At 66.7% G+C, this 23380-nt stretch carries 19 protein-coding genes and 1 pseudogene; 18 read left to right on the top strand and 2 right to left on the bottom strand.

The window, feature by feature from the left end:
- The first annotated feature begins 152 nt into the window (after positions 1-152).
- Positions 153-1112 carry a hypothetical protein gene (locus tag MKL01_RS25005; RefSeq protein ID WP_243907868.1) on the top strand — a complete coding sequence of 320 codons (960 nt, stop codon included), beginning with the start codon at positions 153-155 and terminating at the stop codon, positions 1110-1112.
- Between the two features lie 586 nt (positions 1113-1698).
- Here MKL01_RS25005 and MKL01_RS25000 read toward each other — a convergent pair.
- Positions 1699-2367 carry an IclR family transcriptional regulator gene (locus tag MKL01_RS25000; protein WP_243907867.1) on the bottom strand — a complete coding sequence of 223 codons (669 nt, stop codon included), beginning with the start codon at positions 2365-2367 and terminating at the stop codon, positions 1699-1701.
- 226 nt (positions 2368-2593) lie between these two features.
- Here MKL01_RS25000 and MKL01_RS24995 point away from each other — a divergent pair, with 226 nt between their 5' ends.
- The 8 genes and pseudogenes from MKL01_RS24995 to MKL01_RS24960 all read left to right on the top strand — a co-directional run.
- On the top strand, positions 2594-3541 hold the full coding sequence (locus MKL01_RS24995; RefSeq protein WP_243907866.1) for a hydroxymethylglutaryl-CoA lyase: 948 nt from the start codon (positions 2594-2596) through the stop codon (positions 3539-3541).
- On the top strand, positions 3538-4791 hold the full coding sequence (locus tag MKL01_RS24990) for a CaiB/BaiF CoA transferase family protein (protein WP_243907865.1): 1254 nt from the start codon (positions 3538-3540) through the stop codon (positions 4789-4791). The genes MKL01_RS24995 and MKL01_RS24990 overlap by 4 nt, the downstream gene beginning before the upstream one ends.
- Positions 4792-4883: 92 nt before the next feature.
- Positions 4884-6239 (top strand): MFS transporter, encoded by a 1356-nt coding sequence (locus tag MKL01_RS24985; protein ID WP_243907864.1) that lies wholly within the window; start codon positions 4884-4886, stop codon positions 6237-6239.
- Positions 6240-6309: 70 nt separating this feature from the next.
- A complete protein-coding gene (locus tag MKL01_RS24980) occupies positions 6310-7317 on the top strand; it encodes an SMP-30/gluconolactonase/LRE family protein (RefSeq protein ID WP_313901488.1) in 1008 nt (335 codons plus the stop codon).
- Between the two features lie 3 nt (positions 7318-7320).
- Positions 7321-8235, top strand: a complete 915-nt coding sequence (locus MKL01_RS24975; RefSeq protein ID WP_243907863.1) for an SMP-30/gluconolactonase/LRE family protein — start codon at positions 7321-7323, stop codon at positions 8233-8235.
- A gap of 16 nt (positions 8236-8251) precedes the next feature.
- Complete coding sequence (locus tag MKL01_RS24970; protein WP_243907862.1) at positions 8252-8974, top strand: enoyl-CoA hydratase/isomerase family protein; 723 nt, start codon at positions 8252-8254, stop codon at positions 8972-8974.
- Positions 8975-8982: 8 nt separating this feature from the next.
- Entirely contained in the window at positions 8983-10455 is a 1473-nt protein-coding gene (locus MKL01_RS24965; RefSeq protein WP_243907861.1) for a CoA transferase, read from the top strand.
- Between the two features lie 231 nt (positions 10456-10686).
- A pseudogene (locus tag MKL01_RS24960) lies at positions 10687-10863 on the top strand (IS630 family transposase); the annotation flags it as partial.
- A gap of 178 nt (positions 10864-11041) precedes the next feature.
- On the opposite strand, the gene gcvA reads toward MKL01_RS24960, so the two are convergent.
- On the bottom strand, positions 11042-11959 hold the full coding sequence (gene gcvA, locus MKL01_RS24955) for a transcriptional regulator GcvA (protein ID WP_243907860.1): 918 nt from the start codon (positions 11957-11959) through the stop codon (positions 11042-11044).
- Positions 11960-12068: 109 nt separating this feature from the next.
- Here gcvA and MKL01_RS24950 point away from each other — a divergent pair, with 109 nt between their 5' ends.
- From MKL01_RS24950 to MKL01_RS24910, 9 genes are all read left to right on the top strand, one after another.
- Positions 12069-13712 carry an FAD-binding protein gene (locus MKL01_RS24950; RefSeq protein ID WP_243907859.1) on the top strand — a complete coding sequence of 548 codons (1644 nt, stop codon included), beginning with the start codon at positions 12069-12071 and terminating at the stop codon, positions 13710-13712.
- A 122-nt stretch (positions 13713-13834) separates the two neighbouring features.
- On the top strand, positions 13835-14980 hold the full coding sequence (locus MKL01_RS24945) for an acyl-CoA dehydrogenase family protein (protein ID WP_243907858.1): 1146 nt from the start codon (positions 13835-13837) through the stop codon (positions 14978-14980).
- A 73-nt stretch (positions 14981-15053) separates the two neighbouring features.
- Positions 15054-16130 (top strand): ABC transporter substrate-binding protein, encoded by a 1077-nt coding sequence (locus MKL01_RS24940; protein ID WP_243907857.1) that lies wholly within the window; start codon positions 15054-15056, stop codon positions 16128-16130.
- A complete protein-coding gene (locus MKL01_RS24935; protein WP_243907856.1) occupies positions 16131-17846 on the top strand; it encodes an ABC transporter permease in 1716 nt (571 codons plus the stop codon).
- A 36-nt stretch (positions 17847-17882) separates the two neighbouring features.
- On the top strand, positions 17883-19016 hold the full coding sequence (locus MKL01_RS24930) for an ABC transporter ATP-binding protein (protein WP_243907855.1): 1134 nt from the start codon (positions 17883-17885) through the stop codon (positions 19014-19016).
- A 156-nt stretch (positions 19017-19172) separates the two neighbouring features.
- Complete coding sequence (locus MKL01_RS24925; RefSeq protein WP_243907854.1) at positions 19173-19949, top strand: enoyl-CoA hydratase/isomerase family protein; 777 nt, start codon at positions 19173-19175, stop codon at positions 19947-19949.
- Positions 19950-20015: 66 nt separating this feature from the next.
- On the top strand, positions 20016-21221 hold the full coding sequence (locus MKL01_RS24920) for a CaiB/BaiF CoA transferase family protein (RefSeq protein ID WP_243907853.1): 1206 nt from the start codon (positions 20016-20018) through the stop codon (positions 21219-21221).
- A gap of 67 nt (positions 21222-21288) precedes the next feature.
- Positions 21289-21726 carry a MaoC family dehydratase gene (locus MKL01_RS24915; RefSeq protein ID WP_243907852.1) on the top strand — a complete coding sequence of 146 codons (438 nt, stop codon included), beginning with the start codon at positions 21289-21291 and terminating at the stop codon, positions 21724-21726.
- A gap of 63 nt (positions 21727-21789) precedes the next feature.
- On the top strand, positions 21790-23380 hold a 1591-nt coding region (locus MKL01_RS24910), incomplete at its 3' end, for a thiamine pyrophosphate-binding protein (protein ID WP_243907851.1).

Genomic DNA, 23380 nt, shown 5'->3' with positions numbered 1-23380 from the left:
GCTCCTCGCTCGCAGGTCTCATCAAGTGGCTCACGCGCGAGGAGTGGCGGGAGCCGTTCGATGAGGCGCTTTGGCTGCATGTCGGACCAGCCTGCGAGCAAGCCGACCTGGAGCTGGAGGACTTGGAGAGCCTCCTGGGTCCGGCTCAGTTTATGACGCTGTGGGGCTGCGCCTTCGAGGATTTCCTCACCCGCACCGTCGAGCCCGACGACGTCAACTTGGTGGACGCGTACCTCAAGCGCCGGAGCTGGAAGGAGCCGGTCGCCAACAGGCGCTACATGGAGGCGCTGCGCCGCTCCGTGATGAGCCTGTACGAGGTCAGCGGCCTCGTTCCCGGCGAGAGCTTTCTGGCCCGTGATCTGGTCCGCGGAGGCGAGCCGGTCCGCATCACGGAGCGGACGGCCAGTCGATCTCTCGCGCCTTGGGAGCGGATCGGCGCACGCATCGTCGAGCACGGCGGCTCGCATGTCATGGCAGGCGGTGTGCTCTCGTTCGGGCGCGATGCCTCCGAGGAGGTGCTGCGCATCCTGAAGAGTTCGGCCAAGCGCGCCGGTCGTGAGTTCAAGAAGCTGGCGCGGAAGGGGGATCTGCCGGCCGATGCCGACCGGAGCGTCCTGGACACACTCCTCCTGACCGACGCGGCGCCGCTGTTCACCAACCTGTGGCTCGCAGACATCCTGCCCGGGCTGCTGGATCCGAGCTTACCGACCCTGGTGAACAGCGAGGGCGCCGAGATCGCGTTCCACACTATGCGGTACCCACTCTTGCCGAGGATAGACGTGGCCGAGGTGCGGGCGCGGCTGCGCAGCGTGCCGGACCTGCGGGAGGAGACCGACACGTTCTGGAACTGGCTAGAAACGAAGTCTCGTCCGTTTCCGAAGCCACGGAACACCGGGACGACCGGCACCGGAACGATGCAGACCTACAGCGTGACGCTTGAGAACGGTGGCACGGTGCTGGGCACCATCGAGTTGATCGAGACGGGCTTGCTGGTGAGCGTCAACTCGGCGGATCGGGCCGCGCGGGCACAGGCACTCTTCACGCCTTTGTTGGACCGTCTGGTGCGCTCGCCGCTGACCGAGATCCAAACCGTCGCGCAGGCGATGGCTTAATCTCAGAAGGAGGCTCCGCCCCATGAAGAGGAGCTTCCACCCGACCTGCAGACGAGCCTCGTGCACGAGGGGCTGAGCGGCCATTACCGCGCTGCTCTCGATCAGCCAGTCGGCATGTTGGGCGACAAGACTCCGCGTGCCAGCGTGCGCTCGAAGGCGGGGCGCGAGAAGGCGGCGGCTTGACTGAAGTTTCTGGAGAGCGAGAGCAGGCGTGGCCGTGCGCCCAGTGATCCGATGGCGAGCTACGACTTCGGCTGGATGTGGACCGAACTCGGCATCAGCGACCTACGACGGTGAACCGATCTACCTGTGGTGTGGGCTAGAGCCGTCAAGCTTAGACGTTACGTAGCTGGCGGAACTTGGCCCGTCGTCCAGAAGCAGGCGTTCTGCTTCGCGCCCTTTGCGGACGTGCTTAGCACTCTGATATGTCCTCTAAAGCGAAAGTAAACGGAAAGGGTTCAACCCGGCCAGTAGTCACCAATGTGCGGGTAAGAATAGTTGGCCATTCGGCATCGGCGGCCGGCAGCCGTTTTTTGGTTATGGGCCGGCTGCGTCTGCCGCGATGCTTGCGAGCGGCCGAGAGTTGTCATCGGCCACTGAGGAGCCGTGTCAAGGATGAGGCCTCCGCGCGCAGTAACTGACTAAGTAGGTCGATCCGCTCGCCCTCGAAGCGGCTTCGCAATCCTATGATGCCGAGCGCGCCGAGGAATGTCCCATGGTTGCCATGGACCGGTGTTGCGATTGCGGCGGTCTCAGAATCGCGCTCGCCTAGGGATATTGCGAGCCCGCACTCTCGGATCGCCGCGCTGCCTGGGTCTATCGCCCCGGTGTAGGCCAAAAGTACACGCCCGCCCGCGCCTCTGTCGAGCGGAAGTTGAGCACCTTCTTCCAGATGGTGACGGATCATCCGTGGCGCGTGGTGACGGTAAAGACAGATCCGCTTGTCGCCGTCGCGGATGTAGAAGGCCGCGGTCTCGCCTGTCGCCTCGGACAGACGAGCGAGCGCTGGACGCACGTAGTCGGTCAAATCGAACGTCTGCCGATAAAGTTGACCCAGCCGCAACGGCGTCGGCCCGAGACGATACTGTCCGTTATCATCTCGATTCAGGTAGCCGAAGCGAGATAGGGATCCCGCCAGCCGCAAGACAGTGCTCGGGTAGAGCCCCGTTCGGTGCGCGATCTCCGCCAGCGTGAGCCGCACCCGATCCTCGGTGAAGGCGTCGAGGATGGCCAAGGCGCGCTCGACCGCATCCACGCGCGGCAATTCGGCAGGCGCCGCCGTGGCTTCCCCGATATTCCGCTGGCCAGGTGGTCGCCCCCGACGTCGGCCCGGCCGTTCGCTCCCGTTTGACATCTCATGCACTCCAACCAGTTCCGCCATTGACGTCTACGAGATGATGCGTAATTATTTCTACGAAATAGAAAATAATTCTGTCTAACAGAATATTCAAGGACCGATGACGGCCCTATCGGGAGGTGCCATGCCGGAGATTGACATCGTCGTTAGCGAGGTCGGGCCGCGCGACGGCCTACAGAGCATCGCGCGGACGATGCCGACAGAGGCGAAGGTCCGTTGGATCACGGCGCTGGCAGCAGCCGGTCTGCCGGAGATCGAGGTCGGCTCCTTCGTCCACGCGGGACGGCTCCCACAGATGGCGGATACGGCCGAGGTGATGCAGGCCGCGATCGAACTGTCGGATGTCACCATCCTCGCCCTGGTGCCCAACCTGAGAGGTGCACAGCGCGCGTTCGCGGCTGGCACTCCCAAGCTGACGGTGCCGGTGTCGGCCTCGCGACTGCATAGTCAATCGAATGTCGGCATGACGCCCGAGCAGGCTGTTGAGGATGTCGCTCGGATGTGCGCGCTCCGAGACAGCCTGCCCGCGGGTCAGCGCCCGGGCATCGAGGTCGGCATCTCGACCGCCTTCGGCTGCACCCTGGAGGGGACGATCGACGAGGCCTGGGTGATCGCGCTTGCCGAGAAGGTCGCGCGCGCCGGCGCCGACAGCGTCGGCCTTTCCGACACGACTGGGTCCGGCAACCCGGCGCAGGTGCGGCGCATGTTCAAGGCGCTCAAGCGCGCCCTGGGCGATCGCGCCGGGGGTGGTCATTTCCATAACACGCGCGGGCAGGGGCTCGCCAACGTGGTCGCGGCGCTGGAGGCGGATGTCACCACCTTCGATGCCTCGCAGGGGGGGCTCGGCGGCTGCCCCTACGCACCGGGCGCCACTGGCAACGTCGTCACCGAAGACCTCGTCTTCTTGCTGGAGGCGATGGGTCTGCGCACCGGGATCGACCTCGACCGACTAATCGCGGCACGGGCGATCGTCGCCGAGGCACTGCCTGGCGAACCGCTCTATGGCCATGTCCCCGATGCCGGCCTGCCCAAGGGCTTCCGCACCGCTAGCGATCAAAGGAACGCCGCATGACTGATGCCCTCGGAGACGATCCGGTGCAGACCATCGCGAAGGTCCTGCCCCTCGCGGGTGTTCGCGTCATCGAGTTCTCACACATGGTGATGGGGCCGACCTGCGGCCTCATCCTGGGCGACCTCGGCGCCGACGTGATCAAGATCGAGCCAGTCGGGGCGGGCGATAATACCCGGCGCCTGCCGGGCTCGGGCGCGGGCTTCTTTCCGACCTACAACCGGAACAAGCGCAGCCTCGCGGTCGACCTGAAGTCGTCCGAGGGCCTCGCGCTGGTCAAGCGCCTCATCGCGAGCGCCGACGTGGTCACGGAGAACTTTCGGCCCGGCGCCTTGGACAAGCAGGGTCTCGGGGCCGAGGCGCTCTGCGCGGAGCACCCGCGGCTGATCTACTGCTCGCTCAAAGGGTTTCTGACCGGCCCCTACGAGCAGCGCACCGCACTGGACGAAGTCGTCCAGATGATGGGCGGCCTCGCCTACATGACCGGGCCGCCTGGTCGGCCGCTGCGCGCCGGCGCGTCGGTAAACGATGTGATGGGTGGCATGTTCGCGGCCATCGGCATCCTCGCCGCCCTGCAGGAGCGGCACACGACCGACCGCGGCCAAGTGATCCGCAGCGGCCTGTTCGAGAACAACATGTTCCTCGTGGCCCAGCACATGGCGCAGTTCGCCGTGACCGGGAAGGCAGCGGCGCCGATGCCGGCACGCATCTCGGCCTGGGCGGTCTACGACGTGTTCGAGACCGGTGACGATGACCAGGTCTTCGTCGGCGTCGTCACCGACACGCAGTGGCAGCTGTTCTGTGAGGCCTTCGGCTGTGGCGACCTCGCCGGAGATCCCGACCTCGCGACAAACCCGCAGCGGGTCCACGCGCGCGAGCGCTTCATGCCGCGGTTGCGCGAGATCCTCAGGCAGCACGACCGCGCCGCGATCATGCAGGTCTGCGAGCGCGCCGGCTTGCCGTTTGCGGCGATAACCCGGCCGGACGAGATGTTCGACGACCCGCACCTCAACCATCCCGGCGCGATGGTCGGGGTGACGCTTCCCGACGGCCGAACGACCATGATCCCAGCCCTGCCGCTGGAGCTGAACGGCGTCCGGCCCGGCCTGCGCCTCGATCTGCCCGAGGCGGGCGGGCACGGCGCCGAGATCCTGACCGAACTCGGCCTCGACCCGACCGAAATCGAGGATCTCGCGACCCGCGGCATCGTCAGTGGTCCAACCGGCCTCCGGGCCCGCGCCGACGCGGCTTGAGGCGCTTCACCGACTTCGATGCGCGGCCTCGACGCCGCGCCGACTCAGAAGAAACCACGCCCGACCGGAAACGCCTCAGAAGGACTTGCACCATGTCGAGCCATGCCATGGCCGCGGTCGCCGTAGCCGGCACCGATCCGGCGGTCAAAGCAGTTGAGGACACCGCGATCCGCAAGGCGATGTGGCGCCTCGTGCCGATCCTGATGCTCGGCTACTTCTTCAATTACATCGACCGGACCAGCGTCGGCTTCGCCGCCCTGCAGATGAACCGCGAGCTCGGCCTGACCGCCACCCAGTTCGGCTGGGGCGCGGGCATCATGTTCGCGAGCTACTGCCTGCTCGAAGTGCCGAGCAATATGGCCATGTACCGCTTCGGGGCGCGGCGCTGGCTCGCGCGCATCATGATCACCTGGGGGCTCGCCGCGGCGGCGACCGCCTTCGCGGTCGGCCCGCTCAGCTTCTACGGTCTGCGCTTCCTGCTCGGCGTGTTCGAGGCGGGCTTCTTCCCCGGGGTTATCTGGTACCTCTCGGTGTGGTTTCCCGCCCGCTCACGTACCCGCGTGCTGGCGTGGTTCATGGCGGCCACCCCGCTCTCGTCCCTGATCGGCGGCCCGGTCTCCTCGTCGCTCCTCGAGATGCATGGTGTCCTCGGCCTGTCAGGCTGGCAGTGGATGTTCATCGTCGAGGGCTTGCCCGCTTGCTTCCTCGGCGTGCTGTGCCTCACCACCCTCTCGGATGCGCCGAAGGACGCGGCTTGGCTCACCGCCGAAGAACGGACCGCGTTGACCGATGCCCTGGAGCGCGAGCGGCGCGAGAGCCCGCGCCACAAGCTCGGCGAGGCGTTGCGGGACCGCCGCGTCCTTGTGCTGGCCGGCATCACCTTCGCCTTCACAATCGGTTCCTACGGCGTTGGCATCTGGCTGCCGCTTATCCTCAAGGGACATGGGCTGGCGACCCTGACCATCGGTTTCGTCTCGGCCATCCCGTACTTCTTCGCCACGGTGGCGATGCTGCTGTGGGCTCGGGTGGCCGACAAGACCGGGCGCAAGATCCTCAACATGGCGCTCGCGCTCACCTGCGGTGTCGTCGGCCTGGTGATCTCGGTCGTGTTCAGCGCCCTGGTGCCGGCGCTCGTCGGCCTGACGCTGGCGCTGATCGGCACGATCTCGGCCCGGACCGTGTTCTACACGATCCCGCAGACCTTCCTCGCCGGCGCGGCCGCCGCAGGCGGCCTCGCCTTCATCAACTCGGTCGGTGCAGCCGGCGGCTTCGTCGGCCCGTTCATGGTCGGTTGGCTGAAGGACGCGACCGGTTCCTACGATGCCGGCATGCTCGGCATGGCCTTCATCCTGGTGCTGGCCCTGGGATTGAGCGGCCTGCTGTTCCTGTTCATGCGCGGTGCTCCCCAAGTCACATCCGTGGGACTGCCGGTCCAGAAGTCCGCGTGAGCGAGGACACCCGACCGCGCTGGTGTTCGCACTGCGCGGTCGGTCCCCATCCCGAGCGAGGGAGGTTATGATGCTGTCACGACGAACGATCGCCGGCGCGCTCCTGGGTGCCTCCCTCACGTCGCTCACGCGGCGCGCTGCAGCGGTAGGCGTCGACGCTGAGCCGCCGCCCCGCCTCATCACCGCCGACACCTACACGGCGATGCCGGAGGTCCTGCGCCGGAAGAACGCCGCCTCCGAGTGGTCCGCCGTCAACAAAGCGGGCCAGCCGCCGGTCGACAGCTTCATCGAGGGTCTCGTCGCCGAGGCGGACGGAACTTTGTACTGCGTCGACATCCCGTTCGGCCGCCTGTTCCGGATCGCGCCCGACCGGACTTGGACGCAACTCGCCGAGTGGGACGGCGAGCCCAACGGCATGACGCGCCACCCGGACGGGCCTTTCTTCATCGCCGACTACAAGCAGGGCCTGCTCACCTTCGACCCAGCCACCGGCAAGATCGCCACATTTCTCGGGCGGCGTGACAGCGAGCGCTTCAAGGGCCTCAACGACCTGACCTTCGCGCTCAATGGCGACCTCTACTTCACCGACCAGGGCCAGACCGGGCTACAGGACCCGACGGGCCGGGTGTACCGGCTCCGCCTGGACGGTCGGCTCGACACAATCCTGGCGACCGGCGTCAGCCCGAACGGGCTGGTGCTGCACCCGAACGAGCAGGTGCTGTTCGTCTCGATGACCCGCGACAACGCCGTCTGGCGCGTGCCGTTGTTCCCAGACGGCAGCACCGGCAAAGTCGGGCGCTTCGTGTCGTTCCACGGGGTAAGCGGACCCGACAGCCTCACGATCGATGCCGAGGGCACGCTGCTCGTGCCGCATGCCTCGCTCGGCTCCGTCTTCGCGGTCGATCCCGACGGCGAGATCGTCGCCCGCATACGCGCCCCGCGGGGCAAGACCGTGACGAACGCCAAGCTCGGCGGCACCGACCGGAAGATGCTATTCTTCACGGAATCGTCGACCGGCACGATCCTGACCGCGCCCTGGAGCGTGCCCGCCCGCCGCCAGTACGCCGACAAGGCCTGATCGATGAGCTGGTACCCCGTCCCCGAGACCATCGACAGCGAGGTGTTCACCGCGATGCCGGCGGCGCTGCGCCGGCCGGTGGTGACCGATTGGGCGCGGGCGAACAAGGGCGGTCACCCGGTGGACTGCTTCCTGGAGGGGCCGTGCTTCGACGCCGCCGGCAACCTCCACGTCACCGACATCCCGCACGGGCGCATCTTCCGGATCGAGCTTGACGGCACTTGGACGCAGCTGGCGGAATGGGACGGGGAGCCCAACGGCCTCGCCTTCCACCCGGATGGACGGTTGTTGATCGCCGACTACAAGAACGGGATCCTCAGCCTCGATCCAGCGGGCGGCACACCCGAGCCGTATCTCGCCCGGCGCAACAGCGAGCGGTTCAAGGGCGTCAACGACTTGATCGTTGCCAAGAGCGGGGATCTTTACTTCACCGATCAGGGCCAGACCGGTCTGCACGACCCCACCGGCCGGGTGTTCCGCCTCTGCCCCTCCGGCCGCCTCGACTGTCTGATCGCCAACGGGGTGAGTCCCAACGGCTTGGTGCTCTCGGCCGACGAAAGCGTGCTGTTCGTGGCGATGACCCGCGACAATGCCGTCTGGCGCGTGCCGCTGCAGCGGGACGGCAGTGTCTCGAAGGTCGGACGCTTCGCGGGCTTCCACGGCACCAGCGGTCCGGATGGGCTGGTGATGGACGAGGGCGGCAACCTGCTCGTCGCTCACGCCTCGCTCGGCGCCGTGTTCGCAATCGGACCGCAGGGTGAGCCGCTCGCCCGCATCCGCTCCTGCCGTGGTCAGACGGTGACGAACCTGACATTCGGCCGAAGCGACCGCAGCACGGTCTACTTAACAGAGTCACAGACCGGCACCGTCCTGCGCGCCCGCTGGCGCTGTGACGGCCTGCCGGTCGCGCATCGCTAGCTCGGGATCACCCGCGATGGATACGGTCGTCGTCGAGCATAACCCCGGCTGGGCGCGCATCCGCATCGCGCGGCCGGCCAAGCGGAACGCCCTCGACCGGGCGACGCGCCTCGCGCTCACCGTTGCCTTTGCCGAGGTCGACCCGGGTTGCCACGCCGTGATCCTCACCGGGACGGAGAGGAGCTTCTGCGCCGGCCTCGACTTGAAAGAGCGCGCGGCAGAGATCGCCGCCGGCCGGCCGGACACCGCCGGCGAGGAGGCCATCGCCCTCAACACCGCGATACGAGCGCACAAAGCGGTGTTCATCGCCGCGGTGAACGGGCTGGCGCTGGGCGGCGGCTTGACCCTCGTCAACGTCTGCGATCTCGCGATCGCCGCGGAGGACGCTGCTTTTGGCACACCCGAGATCGGGTTTGCGACTTACGCCAGCATGGCCGGCCCCACGTCGCGCCTGCTCCTCAACCGCAAGCGCGCCGCTTGGCTGCTGCTCACCGGCGAGCGGATCGACGCCACCACAGCCCTGGACTGGGGCCTCGTGAACGAGGTCGTCCCGGTGGGTCGCCTCGCCGGACGCTGCGCCGAGATCGCCGCGCGCCTCGCCGGGTTCGATGCCACCGCACTGCCTGCGATCAAAGCCAGCCTCGACGCGGTACCGGGCGCCGACGCCGATTGGAGACAAGCGCTCGTCTACGGCCAGGGCGTCAACGCCGCGATCCGCGCGGCTCGGGTCGAACGTTGAGATCCGATATGACCGATCGTCACGATGCCTTCGCCGAGCTGATGGCGCTGCGTGGGCGCGGCATGCCCGCCTCAGGTGAGGTGGCAATCGAAGGCTGCGACCCGTTCTTCCGCACGCCGTTCCGGGTCGGCGAGACCGCCGCCGCGTGCCTCGCGGCGATCGGGGTCGCAGCCAGCGATATCTGGGAGGCCCGCACCGGTCGCCGGCAGCGGGTCGGCATCTCGGTGCGCCAAGCCGCCGCGACCTTACGCACCGTCGATTACACGAGCGCGCGTGACGCAGACGGGACCTATCGGCCGGTGCCGATCCCCGACGCGATGGCCCATATGCTCACCGTCACCCAGCCTTGGCGTACGGCCGACGATCGCTACCTGCTACCGCATCTCAACCTGCCTCACCTCGCCGCCCGGGTGCTCGGTGTGCTCGGCTGCGAGAGCACACCCGATGCAGTGGCGCGGGCTGTGGCACGCTGGCGCGCCGACGACCTCGAGGAGGCCATCGCCGAGGCCAGGGCCTGCGGCGGCACTGTGCGGACCCGTGAGGCGTGGCTCGCCCACCCGCAGGGCGCCTATCTGGCCGGGCGGCCGGCGGTCGAGATCGAGCCGGTCGGCGATGCGCCGGCGCGGCCTCTGCCGCCAGCCGTGCGCCCGCTATCCGGGATGCGGGTCCTCGATCTCACCCGCATCCTTGCCGGCCCCATCGCCGGCCGCTGTCTCGCCGAGCACGGCGCCGACGTGCTGATGGTCACCGCCCCTGACCTGCCGCAGACCCCCGAGCACGTGCGCGATACCAGCCACGGCAAGCGCAGTTGTTTCCTCGACTTCCGCGATCCCCGGCAGCGCGACCGCTTCCGGGCGCTGGTGTCCGAGGCCGACGTGGTGATCGATGGCTACCGGCCCGGCGTGATGGCTCGGTTCGACCTAGACGCGGATTCCCTGACGGCACTTCGGCCCGGCCTCGTCCACGTGGCGGTGACCTGCTTCGGCTCGGGTGGTCCCTTCGCCGATCGGGCGGGCTGGGAGCAGGTGGCGCAGGCGGTCACCGGCATCTGCGACGCCAATGGGCTTCTGACCGGCGCCGGGCGCCCGAAGCTCGTCTTCGCCCCGACCTGCGACTACACCACCGGCTACCTCGCCGCCTACGGCACGATGCTGGCCCTTGGGCAGCGCCTGCTGGTGGGCGGAGGCTACCGTGTCCACGCCTCCTTGTGCCGGTCGGCGATGCTGATCCAGGCGCAGGGTCTCGTCGACGGGTTCGAAAGCGCACCGGAGCGCTTGAGCGAGGCGGATCTCACCGACCTCTGGATCGAGAGCGACTCCGCCTACGGCACATTGCGCACCCTCGGCCCGGTCCTGCGCCTCTCGGAAACATCGGGGCGCTGGTCTCTTCCGACGCCAAAGCTTGGGATGCACGCGGCGGAATGGGTGGTGAAGGGCCGAGACGCGGCTCGCGCCGCTGGTAACATTGACCGTCAACCGTAAAAGCAGACGGGCAGCTTTGCGCCCGTTTTTGCCGTTCGACCGACTTCGGCGGCTTCTCTGAAGCAGAAGCTGCATCAGCTCAGCTTATAAATCTGACTTGTGTCATCATAGACTTTCGACTGGGTACAATGGGCTGAGATGAACGACTGCGGTTGCGCGCTCTTGGGCGCATCCAGCGCGCCCACATTGCCCAGCTCTCGGACCGTTCTGGACCTGGCCCGGCGCACGAGCGTCGATGGCCTCCTGCGTGACAGTACTCATTCATCCGGCACGCCGTCCCAACCGGCCGTGACGGTCGCCGAGGTGCTCGCTTTATCCTGCTCGGAGCCGCCGGGCGAGATCACGCTCTGGACCGGCCGCACCCTGGCTTGGGCGGTCGGGATCCCGCTGCGTGCCGTTCAGCGGATCCAAGCGCCTCGGTCTGCAGCCGCGTCAGCTGGGATCCGCCCCCACACCGCATGGTGGATCAGTACATCTTTCAGTTTAGATCTCAGTCATTCACGTCGAACCAGGCCGTGAATGCCAACGGATCGGCGAACAACTAGCACACACGACACGATCTCACGAACAATGCTTCAAATCAAAATCAGAAGTTGAGATTGTAGGCACGAGCCTCCTCGGAGAGCCAACTCCGGAAACGGTTCAAGCGCATGTCATAAATCTTGCTGTCTGGATAGACAAGGCAATAGTTCTGATCGCTGACATAGTCAGTTTGGAATGGGACAACAAGTTGGCCGGACTCTATATCGTCCGCTGCGATCACACGAGGAACAAGGCCTACACCAAGTCCGGCTATGGCTGCCTGTATAATCATGTAGAAGTGTTCGAAGCGCGGACCGGCCCATGCGTTCACATGCTGCGCCCCGATCGCCTCGAGCCACCGGCGCCAACTGTCGGGCTTCCGGATGTGCTGCAGTAGAGTGGCGCGCGCCAAATCCGCCGGGTCTTTGATCCCCCCGAGACTTCGCAGGTAGCGTGGCGCCGCGATGAGAACGACCTGTGCGCCGACCAGAGGTTCGGACGTCACGTCAGGCCAGTCGTTGTGGCCGTAATGGATTGCCGCATCGAGCTTTTCCTGAGCGAAGTCGAAGATGCTGCTCCGGGTCACGAGCGTGATGAGGATATCGGAGTTGGCGCGGCGGAAGCGATCAAGTCGCGGGATCAGCCATCGCGCCCCGAAAGCTGGAGGCGTTGCGACGTTCAGCATGCCGCCCGTCGGCTCCGTCAGCAGCTTGAGCGTCGCCTCTTGGATGCGGTTCAGGGAGTTGCGGATATCCCGCAGGTAACCTGCGCCGGCGGGCGTGAGCGCGATCCCCCGCGCGGAGCGCTCGAACAGGTGAACGCCGAGGTGATCTTCAAGCGTTCGGATCTGATGGCTCACGGCGCTCTGCGTGATGTGGAGTTCCAGCGCGGCACGTGTGAAACTCATATGGCGTCCCGCGGCCTCGAACACGCGCAGCGAGGACAGAGAGGGCAGCGTCCAGGTCATCGGCACCGTGGTCATGAGCGAAAGTCATAGGTCCATAAGATAGTATCGTTTGTCCTCCGTGGGCAGCTCCCCCAGACTACATCGGACGACGCGGAAATCGCGCTTAGGAGGGTGCGCCACGTTGATGGGCGAGGACATCGATCAGGTCGAGACGGACGTCCTCGTACTCGGTGGAGGAATGGCCGGACATCGGGCCGCGTTGGCAGCGCACCGTCGGGGAGCCGCGGTCACGATCGCCTATCCGGCCCGGGGGGCGTCACCCTACGTCATCGGCTGCAACGTGCCGCTCGATCCCGAGGCGGGCGACACGCCAGCCATCTACGCCGAAGACATGATCCGGGGCGGGGGCGGGCTGAACGATCGCCGCCTGGTGAAGCTCGTCGCCGAGGAGGCGACCAGCGCCTTTCGCGAACTCTGCGAACTGGGCGTGTCCTTCGCGCGCGACGGAGAGCGCGTGCAACTGCGGCATCTCTCGGGGAACCGGTTCGCCCGATCAGTGTACGTCGCGGAGGGCACCGGCCGGGCGATCGTCGATGCGTTGGCCCGTCAGGTGAAGCGCGACGGAATCTGTACGCTCTCGGGGTGGAAGGCGCTGACGCTGCTCCGGCACGGAGCGGCCGTGACCGGAGCTCTGTTGTGGCATCCCCAGAAGAAGAATCTGACGGCTGTACACGCGCGGGCCGTGGTCCTGGCCGCGGGCGGCATCGGTCGCCTGTTCGACGACAGCACCTATCCGGCGGACGTTTCTGCGGGCGCATACGGGCTGGCCCTGCAGGCGGGCGCACAATTGATCGATATGGAGTTCGTCCAGTTCGAGCCGGTTGTCACGGTGCACCCCGCCGGGTGTGCCGGCATGGAAATGCCGACCGCGATGCTGGGGGCGGGCGCGCACCTGCTGAACGCGCGGGGCGAGCGGTTCATGTTCAGGTACAACCCCGAGCATGGCGAGCGCCAGATTGAGAAGGCGCGCATGTCGCTGTGCATCCAGTCGGAGATTGATGCCGGCCGGGGCTTTCCGGACGGCACCGTCCTGTTCGACACCCGGCCGTTGGCGCCGGCGCAGCTCGAGAGCTACGTCTCGCATTGCCGCCGCCTGCGCGCAGCCGGCCTAGACCCGCGCGAGGAGGGTCCGCGGGTGCGCCCCGCAGCCCACAGCCAGATGGGCGGCATTTTCATCGACGAGACCGGGTCGTGCGGGGTGCCGGGTCTCTACGCGGGCGGCGAGGCGGCTGGCGGACTGCATGGGGCGAGCCGCATCGCCGGCAACGGCTGCTCCGACACCATCGTCTTAGGTGCCGTCGCCGGACGCGGTGCGGCCGCGGGCCTCCTGCCCGCAGAGCGGTCGAGCCGCGCGTTGGCCTTGAACGCAGCGATCGAGCAGCTTCGCGCCTTGAGCGGACGACGCGGCGAGATCAATCCCGGCGAGGCGAAAGCTGCGGTGTCTCGATCGGTCTCGTCCGCTGCTGCGATCTGGCGTCGGAAGGAGACTCTCGCAGCCGGCCTCGCGGCCTTGCGCGGGCTCGCGCGCGACATCGACGACGGCCTCGCGACACCGGACATCACCGCCGCCGTCCGGGCAATCGAGGCGCGCGACATGGTCCAGACCGCCCAGACCATCGTCGAGGCCGCTCTCCTCCGCACCGAAAGCCGCGGGGCCCATCAGCGGACCGATCATCCCGAGCAAAACGACGCGACCTGGTTGCGTCACATCGGCTTCCGCGCCGGACCGAAGCTCGTGCCCGAGGTCGAATACATTCCCCTGCATTGAGCGAGGTTTTCCATGTGACGCGGCTGTACGACAGTTCGGACTCTACATCCTCTTCGGAGATCGAGCTTGCCGCATGCTCGACACGATAACCTTCAAATTACCGTACGCGACAGGTCGACCTGATGGATTTCGAGCTGAGTGAAGAACAGCGTTTAGGCCTCGACGCTTGGCGGCGTTTCCTGGAACGCGACCTGGGGCCCCTCGCGCAGCGCAACCACGAGACGGCGTTCTCGAACGAGGTCGCGCGCGAGCTGCTAGCTCTGACCACGCAGTTCGGCGTCGGCAACGGATGGGTATCCGAGGATGAAGGGGGTGTGGGCCTCGACTTCGTCACGAGCGGCCTGCTCTTCGAGGAGCTGGCGCGCTGGTCCCCGGACGTGGCAGGGCTCGCCTGGGTCACCGAGGGCGCGTCGCTGAAGCTGCAGCAAGTCGGTTCACCTGAATTAAAGGCGCGCTACCTGCCGGGCCTGACGGCCGGAACGCTCATCGGCTGCTCGGCGATCAGCGAGCCGGGCTGCGGGTCGAACGCGCGCGGCGTGCGGACTAAGGCCGTCCGCGACGGCAGCCATTTCCGGATCACCGGCGAGAAGATTTGGACGTCTAACGCGACGATCGCCGACCTCGTGCTCTTGCTAGCGCGAACCGGCGAGGACGAACTGACCCTGTTCCTGCTCGACCGCAGGGAGCACGCCTTCACCACCCGCGAGATCCCCAAGCTCGGCCTCAACGGGTGGTCGATGGGTCAGGTCATCCTGGAAGACGCTGTCGTTGGCGAAGAGTACATCCTCGGCCGGATCGGGGGCGGGCTAGCCGAGACTATGAAGGGCTTCGAGCGCTCGCGCTGCTTCGTGTCCACGCTGGCGCTCGGCGTCGCGCGTGCGGCGCTGGACGCGAGCCTGGGCTACGCAGGCGAGCGCGAGCAGTTCGGCCGCAAGATCGGTGGCTTCCAGCTCGTCCAGGACATGCTGGCGCGCATGGCGACGGACCTCGACGCGGCCCGCCTCCTTGTCTACCGCGCGCTGTCGCTGATGGCGGCCGGGCGGCGATGCGACACCGAAGCTGCTATGGCCAAGGTTTATGCGACGGAGGCGGCGCAGCGGATCACATCCGACGCCATCCAGGTGCACGGCGCCTTCGGACTTACCAAAGAATTCCCTCTGGAGCGGCATTTCCGAAACGCGCGGATGCTGACCGTCCCGGACGGTACCACTCAGATCAACCGTCTCATCATCGGACGGGCCCTGACCGGCCTGAACGCATTCGTGTGATCCGACGGGTGTTCAGGCCCGGGCGACGAACGACCCAGAGCCGGCACCCCGTCGAACAGGGAGGATGGTTTCGATGCGCTTCAGCGTGCGGCGACCCACCGCGTTCGATCCAGGTAGGCGAGGTCTGCTCGTAGGGCTCGCGGCGACCGGACTCGCGGCGCCTTTCATCGCGAGTAGGCCGGCCAGCGCGGCCGACGCGCCCCCCGATCTGGCTCAGGCCAGGAAGGAGGGCACGCTCGTCGTGATGCACAGCGACCAAGAGAACGACGTCGTCACTTTTCTGCGTGCGTTCACGGAAAAGACCGGCATCCAGGCGCTCCAGCAGCGCGCGCTCCCGGGCTCGGCGATGCCGAAGCTGCAGGCCGAACTCCGCACGGGCGCCAGCGAGATCGACGCGTACATGTGTTCCGATCCCGGACTCATGGATGTGCTGCGGCAGCGCAAGCAACTGCTTGCCTACATCTCGCCGGAGATGGACGCCTACGCACCCAATCTCAGGAGCGATCCGGTCGGCTACTGGACGACGTATTTCATCAACATCGGACCGATGATGTACGACCCCCGGTACGTCGACGCGGCCACGGCGCCGAAGACGTGGACGGATCTCCTCGATCCGCGGTGGTCGCAGCAGGTCGGCTTCCAGAACTCGTCGGCCGGTACCCAGTACACGTGGTGGTACCTGCTCAAGGACATCATGCCGAAGGATTACTGGACGAAACTAGCCCGGCAGAAACCCCGGGCATACGCCTCCTCCACGCAGATCCTATCGGACATCCAGAGCGGCAATCTCAAGATCGGGGGCAAGGTCAGCAACTATCAGTACGTGAAGGCGAAGCGGCTCAACCAAGCCATCGAAGTCGTCTATCCGCCGGAGGGGGCTCCCGCCCAGACCCAGGTCGTCGGCATCCTCGTCGCGACGCAGCGGCCGAACGCCGCGAAGGTCTTCATCGACTACTTCCTCTCCCAGGAGGGTCAGACGGCCTGGAACCGCATCCAAGGCTCGTCCTCGACCCGCAACGACGTCACGCTTCCCGACGTGCCGAAGCTCGAGGACGTCAAGATCTTGCTGCCGACCGACTTCAAGGACTACGCGTCGCCCGCGCGGCACGCCGAGTTCGTGAAGCTCTGGAACAGCATTACGGGGATGTAAATGCGCACGTCCGCCCTGGCTCAACCCGTCGTGACGACGCCCGTCGCGCGCCCCGGACTGTCCCTCGATGTCGCTGTTCCCCTGCTTGCGCTGTCGAGCCTGCTTGGCATGCCGATCGCGCTGATCGCGACGAGCGCCTTCAACGTCGGCGATCCCGAGGCGCTGCCGGTCACGGAATACGGATTCGGGCCGATCCTCGAGATCTTCGAACACCTCGACTGGATCTGGCATTCGATCGCGATGTCGGCCTGCGCTACGGTACTTTGCGTGGCGATCGGCGTGACGCTCGCCTGGATTGTGAACCGGACCCAGCTGCCGGCGGCCGGGCTGTTCCGCATCCTAATCACGATCCCCTACCCGCTGGGGCCTCTCGTCGGTGCACTGGCCTGGGTCGAGCTCGCCGCACCGGACGGTGGCCTGATCAACAAGGCCTACGTGAGCCTGACTGGCATGCCGGGACCGCTCATCGACATCACGTCGCTCGGCGGGATCGTGTTCGTGCTGGCCTTGGTCGAGGCGCCCGTGGTCTTCCTGATGGTCGGCGCTGCGATGGACCGGATGAACCCGGCGCTAGAGGAATGCGCGTCCGTGATCGGCGCCAATCATTGGCGCACGGCGCTCAGAATCAGCCTGCCCCTGATGATGCCGGCCATCCTGAGCGCCGCAGTCTTCGTGTTCTCGGCCACCATGGCGGCGTTCGCGATTCCTGCGATCCTGGGGGCGAAGTCGCGCTTCTACGTGGTGACGACCGCGATCTACGTCCTGTTCCAGGGCTATCCGCCCAACCTGCCGCTGGCGAGCGCGCTGGGCCTCCTGCTGATCGGATTCACGGCCCTATCCGTCTGGATGTCCGCCCGGATTCTGCGGGGCCGCTCCTACGTCGTCGTCACCGGTAAGACCTACCGGCCACAGCCGATCGACGTACGGGGATGGAAGCCACTCTTGACCGGCATCGTCTGCCTCTACGTGTTCCTGTCACTGGTCCTCCCGCTCGGCACCCTGCTGATCGCCTCGCTCCAGACCAGTTCCGACCTGCGCTTCGATCCGTCGGACTGGACGCTCGCCAACTACGCGTATGTGATCCTCGACCTGCCGACGACGCGTCAGGCGATCGTCAACAGTGTCATCCTCGGTATCGCCACCGGAACGATCGGCGTGTTTCTGTCCACACTGCTCGCCATCATCGTTCACCGTGCGGACAACCGCGCCGGGCGCATACTCGAGCAGGTGATCATGCTGCCTCAGGCCTTTCCGCGGCTGATCTTCGCGTTCGGCTTCCTGTGGATGATCCTGCTTCTCCCGTTCAAGATCTACGGAACATTGTTTGCGTTGCTCCTCGGCTACCTCGTCATCTTCCTGCCGCTCGGATACCGGGCGATGAGCGGCGTGGTCGTGCAGGTTGACAGGGCGCTCGACGAGGCGGCCCAGGTCTTTGGAGCGGGCCGTGCCCGCGTGCTGTGGTCGATCACGCTGCCACTCCTACGCCCTGGGATGGTGAGCACTTGGGCGCTGCTATTCATGGTCTCGATCGGCGAGGTCAGCGCTTCGATCTTCCTCGTGTCTGGCGGCATCCAGGTGCTCGGACCGGCCGTCCTCAACTTCTGGGAATCAGGGGGGCTGCCGCAGGTGAGCGCCCTAGTCATAGTCCAGAGCGGCATCGTGCTGCTGACGATGTTGCTCATCGGGCGCGGGACTGCTGCCCTGGCTCGAGGCTGACCGATGGGAGGTACCGGGGACATGGGGCGAGACGTGGTGACAGAGGGGTTGACGATGGGGACCGCGGAGGAAGGGCGCCGCACGGGCGCGAGCTTCATCGAAGTCCGGAACCTCGTCGCAGGCTACGAAGGTCGGACAGTCGTGCACGGTCTGTCGCTGGCCGTCCCCACGAGTTCCCACCTGTCCCTGCTCGGGCCGTCGGGGTGCGGAAAGTCGACGGTGCTGCGCTGCATCGCCGGGCTGGAGACGCCGCAGGAGGGTGAGATCCTGGTCGATGGGAAGACTGTGTTCTCGTCCGCGCAGCGCATCAACATCCCGCCCGACAAGCGGCGGCTTTCGATGGTGTTCCAGTCCTACGCGATCTGGCCGCACATGAGCGTCATGGAGAACGTGGCGTTCGGCTTGAAGCTCAGGGGCGTGCGGGGCGAGGAGTTGCGTCGCCGCGTGCGTCACGCCCTCGCGATGGTCGGGATGGACACCATGATCGATCGGCCGGCGACCGCCCTCAGCGGGGGCCAGCAGCAGCGCGTGGCGCTGGCCCGCGCCTACGCGTTCGAGCCGAAGGCCATCCTCCTGGACGAGCCGCTCTCGAACCTCGACGCCGTCCTGCGCGTCCAGATGCGCGACGAGATCAAGGAACTGCAGCGCAAGACATCAGTGACGACGATCTACGTGACGCACGATCAGGAGGAGGCCATGGCGATCTCAGACCGCATCATCGTGATGCGCGAGGGGCGTATCGAGCAGGAGGGGGCACCTCTCGACGTCTACGACCGGCCGCGCACGCGCTTCGTGGCCGACTTCATCGGCGCGGCCAACATCCTGTCGGTGCATGTGGTGGCGCAGAATGCGGACGGCTCGCTCTTCTGCCGGGCCGGCGAGGCGGACCTCACCTGCGAGCGGCCCCTCGGTGGCGCGGCACCCTCCGACGAGCGGCTCGCGGCGGTGCACGCGGTGTACCCGCAACTCGCGCGCGAGCATCGACCCGGACCGAACCGCTGGCCCGCCCGAGTAACGCGGCGCGCCCTCCTAGGCGACACGGTGGACTACACGCTGGCTTGGCCGGGCGGGGCGTTGCGCGTGCACGCGCTGCCAAACGAGCTGTTCGAGGAAGGCCAGGACGTCGGCATGCACATCCCAGCCGATCGCGTGCGGCTCCTCGATGCCTGACGCGTCGAAACCTAAGAGACGGGGCCGCGCGTCCATCCGTCGTGGGCGCCCGACGGGCGCGATCGGATGGTCTGTCGGCGCGGGGATAGGACCTTATCGATACGGGTGTCGCGGGATGCCGAACGGGACAGGCCGAGAATCGACGGGAGGGGCGGCATGACGGTGCTCGACACCGAGCGGCACGGCAGCGCTCTCGTCCTGACGATGAACCGGCCAGAGGCGCGCAACGCGCTCTCCAACGAACTCGTCGCCAACCTGCGCGAGGCTGTGCGCGCCGCTGAGAACGCCGGCGACGTCCGCGGCATCGTCATCACGGGCGCGGGCGACCGGGCGTTTTCGGCCGGGACCGATCTGAAGGAGCGCGCCACGCTCTCGCAGGCGGGCAAAGGGGCGCAGAGCCAGGCCCTGCTCGCGCTGAGCGAGGAGATCTGGCGGTCCTCGAAGCCGGTGGTCGCGGCGATCTTCGGCTGGTGCCTCGGGGGCGGTCTCGAACTCGCGCTGGCCTGCGACCTACGCATCGCCGCCGAGGACGCACGTTTCGGCTTTCCGGAGATGCGGCTCGGTGCCTATCCCGGCAGCGGCGGTCCCGTAACGCTTACGCGGCTCGTTGGGGCCGCGCGCGCCAAGAACCTTCTCTTCACGGCGCGCGACTTCAATGCGCGGGAGGCCGAGCAACTGGGCATCTTGCAGCGCGTTGTGCCGCGCGAGCAGTTGAGCGGCGCAGCGCTCGCCTGGATCGCCGAGATGGAGGCGACCGGCCCCCTCGCATTGGCAGCGCTCAAGCGATCAATCAACCTCGGCCTCTCCCTGTCGCTGCCCGACGCGGCCGCGCTCGATCAGGCCCTGCGTCGTCCGCTCGACGCGACGCAGGACTACGCCGAGGGCATGCAGGCGCACTTCGAGAAGCGCCGGGCGATCTTCAGCGGACGCTGACAAGCGCGCCCACGGACCACCAACCGATCCCGGTTCGACGGGCAGCCGCATGGAAATGGATCAATCATGACGCAGCAAAGCACAAAGCCCCTCACCGGCATCAGGATCGTCGACTTCTCGCGCTTCTTCGCGGGACCGTACTGCGCGCAGCTCCTCGGCGATCTAGGCGCAGACGTCGTCAAGGTTGAACTGCCGACGACCGGCGATCCGCTGCGCGGTCAAGGACCGCCCTTCTTCGCCGACAACGGCATCACGTGGTACGCGACGAACAGGAACAAGCGGTCGATCACGCTCAATCTTCAGGCGGAGGCCGGCCGGGCGGTCGCCCGCGAACTCTGCCTCCAGGCCGACGTTGTGCTCGAGAACTTCCGTCCGAGCGTGATGGCGCGCCTTGGTCTCGACTACGCCAGCCTCAGCGCGCAGGCCCCCCGCCTCGTCTACGCCTCGATCTCCGGTTTCGGTCCCGACGGGCCAGACGCGGAGCTGGGTGCGTTCGATCTGACGATCCAGGCGCTCGGTGGTTACATGAGTATAACGGGCGAGCGCACGGGCGCGCCGATCAAGCTCGGGACTTCGGCCTTCGACATGTTGGCTGGGATGAACTGTCAGACCGCGATCGTCGCCGCCCTGCTCCAGCGCGCGACCACCGGGCGTGGGCAGCACGTCACGACCAGCCTACTCGAGAGCGAGGTGGCGTTCCTCGCCAACGCTGCGCTGGAATACCTGATGACCGGTACGGAGCCACTCAAGTGGGGTTCCGAGCATGCCCAGCAGGTCCCGTACAAGGCGTTTCGAACGTCTGACGGCTGGGCGGTCATCGGCGCGGGCTTCCAGAACTTCTTTAAGGCGTTCTGCACGATCCTAGGCCGGGACGATCTCGTCACCGATCCGCGCTTCAGTACGATGACGGTGCGCGTCACGAACCGGTATGAGCTGTACGCGATACTCGACGCCGAGATGCTCAAGTTCACGACCGCAGACATCATCGCCTCTCTTGAGCGTGCCGGCGTGCCCTGCGCGCGGGTCAATAACATGCGCGAAGTCTTCGAGCTCGCGCAGGTCCAACACCGCGGTCTGCGCGTCGAACTCGATCACCCGACCTACGGAACTGTGCCGACGCTCGGCCCCGCCGCCCGCTACTCCGAGTTCGACATCACCGCCGGCTGGACCGCGCCGCCGCAACTCGGCGAGCACAGCACGGAAGTCCTGAGCGAATGGCTCGGCTATTCCCACCTGCGGATCGAAGAGCTCCGTGCAACACGGATCGTGTAGCCCCGAGCCCGGTACAAGACCGGACCACTCGAACTCGACGCGACAAGAGCCAAGGGAAAGAGCTGCGATGGAGCTGGAATATTTTCAATCAAGGAGCGGCCGCATCGAGGAAGTGGAGGTCGGCGCCAGGGTCGTGTTTACGAAGACGGTGTCTGAGTCCGACGTGTATGCCTATGCCGGTATTACCGGTGACTTCTCGCCAAATCATATTGACCACGAATACATGAAGGCAGGCCGATACGGGGAGCGCATCGCGCACGGAACCTTGCTCATGGGTTTTATGTCGGCCGCGTCCGCCAAGATGCGGATCGGTCGGACCGTCTCGCTCGGGTACGATCGCGTCCGGTTCGTCGGCCCCGTGCGCTTCGGCGATACGATCAAGACGCGATACACAATCACTTCGGTCGATCCTGCGAAGAGACGCATCATAGCTGAAGTCGTGTGTCTCAATCAACGTGAAGAAACGGTCGCATCTGCTACGAATATACGAGCTTATGTTGACTAACGGTCATCGTTGCAAGAACCACGATCAGATCGAGAGATAGAATTGTTCTTGGGAGACTTGGAATTGTCAGACGTCGAGACAGGTGAATTCGTGGGCCGTACGGGCGCACGGGTCCTCGTCGACCAGCTGCTCGCTCAGGGCGTCGACCGCCTCGCGTGCGTCCCCGGCGAGAGCTACCTCGCGGTCCTCGACGCTCTGCACGACACGGGCGTCGACGTGATCGTCTGCCGTCAGGAGGGCGGCGCCTCAATCATGGCCGAGGCCTCTGGAAAGCTCACTGGACGGCCGGGGATCTGCTTCGTCACCCGCGGCCCCGGCGCCACCAACGCCTCGGCGGGTGTGCACATCGCTCGGCAGGACTCGACGCCGATGATCTTGTTCGTCGGCCAGATCGCCCGGCGGATGCGCGGGCGCGAGGCCTTCCAGGAGGTCGACTACCCGCGGATGTTCGGCGACCTCGCCAAGTGGGCGGTGGAGATCGACGACGCAGGGCGGATCCCCGAGATTGTCGCCCGGGCCTTCCGGGTGGCGATGCAGGGCCGGCCCGGTCCGGTGGTGGTGGCGCTGCCCGAGGACATGCTCGACGACGTCGTCACGGTCGCCGACGCGCCTCGGATCGAGCCGGCCGAGCCCGCTCCTTCGCCCGCCGACATTGAGCGGCTGGCCACGATGCTGGTGCGTGCGCGATCACCCATGGTGCTGGTCGGCGGCTCGCGCTGGCGCGAAGCCGACAGCGAACGGCTTGCCGCCTTCGCCAGGCGCTTCGACATGCCGGTAGCCAATTCCTTCCGCCGTGCCGGGCTGTATTCCTCCGACCATCCGAACTACGCGGGGGAACTCGGCATCGGCCCCAACCCAGCCCTGATCGAGCGCATCCGCGGCTCGGACCTCCTGATTATGATCGGTGGCCGGCTGTCCGAACTGCCCGCACAGGGCTACGGGCTGCTCGAAATCCCGAACCCCGGCGTGCCTCTAGTGCACGTCCACCCGGATGCGGGCGAGCTTGGCCGGGTCTATCAGCCGGCGCTGGCGATCCAGTCTGCGCCCGGCCCGTTCTGCGCGGCGCTAGCGGCGCTGGAGCCCGCGAAGCCGGCCGCTTCGAGCCGGACGGAAACGGCGCATGCGGCCTTCCGCGCCTGGTCCGAGACGCCTGGGCCGCAGCCCGGCGCCTTTCAGTACGGCGAAGCGGTGGCGTGGCTGCGCGAGCGTCTGCCGGTCGACGCGGTGATATGCAACGGCGCCGGCAATTTCGCCACCTGGATCCACCGCTACTACCGCTTCCGCGGCTTCGGCACGCAACTCGCGCCGACCTCCGGCTCCATGGGCTACGGCCTGCCGGCCGCCGTGATGGCCAAGCGGGTGCATCCGGAGCGGATCGTCGTCGCGCTGGCCGGGGACGGCGACGTTATGATGTGCGTGCAGGAGTTCGCCACCGCCATACAGTACGGCGTCGCCATCGTGGTGGTGGTGCTCGACAACGGCATGTACGGCACGATCCGCATGCACCAGGAGCTGACCGGACTCTGCTGCGCCTGCGAGACTCGTCCGACGCCGTTGGCTGAGCAGTCAGGGTCGCGGCATCGGACGTCGAGGAAGCCTGCCCCGGTTACAGCCACACCTTATGCCTGGACGCCGCCAAGCCCGAACTCGCCAC

It is taken from the genome of Methylobacterium sp. J-070 (assembly GCF_022829385.1).
GTDB lineage: Bacteria > Pseudomonadota > Alphaproteobacteria > Rhizobiales > Beijerinckiaceae > Methylobacterium.
The sequence above is the reverse complement of the archived record's forward strand: the minus strand, read 5'-3'. Positions and strand labels throughout refer to the sequence as shown.

Excerpts from the sequence above, each read along its gene's own strand:
- MKL01_RS25005 (WP_243907868.1), top strand. The coding sequence starts at position 153 with ATGACGCTGTGGGGCTGCGCCTTCGAGGATTTCCTCACCCGCACCGTC.
- MKL01_RS24995 (WP_243907866.1), top strand. The coding sequence starts at position 2,594 with ATGCCGGAGATTGACATCGTCGTTAGCGAGGTCGGGCCGCGCGACGGC.
- MKL01_RS24990 (WP_243907865.1), top strand. The coding sequence starts at position 3,538 with ATGACTGATGCCCTCGGAGACGATCCGGTGCAGACCATCGCGAAGGTC.
- MKL01_RS24985 (WP_243907864.1), top strand. The coding sequence starts at position 4,884 with ATGTCGAGCCATGCCATGGCCGCGGTCGCCGTAGCCGGCACCGATCCG.
- MKL01_RS24980 (WP_313901488.1), top strand. The coding sequence starts at position 6,310 with ATGCTGTCACGACGAACGATCGCCGGCGCGCTCCTGGGTGCCTCCCTC.
- MKL01_RS24975 (WP_243907863.1), top strand. The coding sequence starts at position 7,321 with ATGAGCTGGTACCCCGTCCCCGAGACCATCGACAGCGAGGTGTTCACC.
- MKL01_RS24970 (WP_243907862.1), top strand. The coding sequence starts at position 8,252 with ATGGATACGGTCGTCGTCGAGCATAACCCCGGCTGGGCGCGCATCCGC.
- MKL01_RS24965 (WP_243907861.1), top strand. The coding sequence starts at position 8,983 with ATGACCGATCGTCACGATGCCTTCGCCGAGCTGATGGCGCTGCGTGGG.
- gcvA (WP_243907860.1), bottom strand. The coding sequence starts at position 11,959 with ATGACCACGGTGCCGATGACCTGGACGCTGCCCTCTCTGTCCTCGCTG.
- MKL01_RS24950 (WP_243907859.1), top strand. The coding sequence starts at position 12,069 with ATGGGCGAGGACATCGATCAGGTCGAGACGGACGTCCTCGTACTCGGT.
- MKL01_RS24945 (WP_243907858.1), top strand. The coding sequence starts at position 13,835 with ATGGATTTCGAGCTGAGTGAAGAACAGCGTTTAGGCCTCGACGCTTGG.
- MKL01_RS24940 (WP_243907857.1), top strand. The coding sequence starts at position 15,054 with ATGCGCTTCAGCGTGCGGCGACCCACCGCGTTCGATCCAGGTAGGCGA.
- MKL01_RS24935 (WP_243907856.1), top strand. The coding sequence starts at position 16,131 with ATGCGCACGTCCGCCCTGGCTCAACCCGTCGTGACGACGCCCGTCGCG.
- MKL01_RS24925 (WP_243907854.1), top strand. The coding sequence starts at position 19,173 with ATGACGGTGCTCGACACCGAGCGGCACGGCAGCGCTCTCGTCCTGACG.
- MKL01_RS24920 (WP_243907853.1), top strand. The coding sequence starts at position 20,016 with ATGACGCAGCAAAGCACAAAGCCCCTCACCGGCATCAGGATCGTCGAC.
- MKL01_RS24915 (WP_243907852.1), top strand. The coding sequence starts at position 21,289 with ATGGAGCTGGAATATTTTCAATCAAGGAGCGGCCGCATCGAGGAAGTG.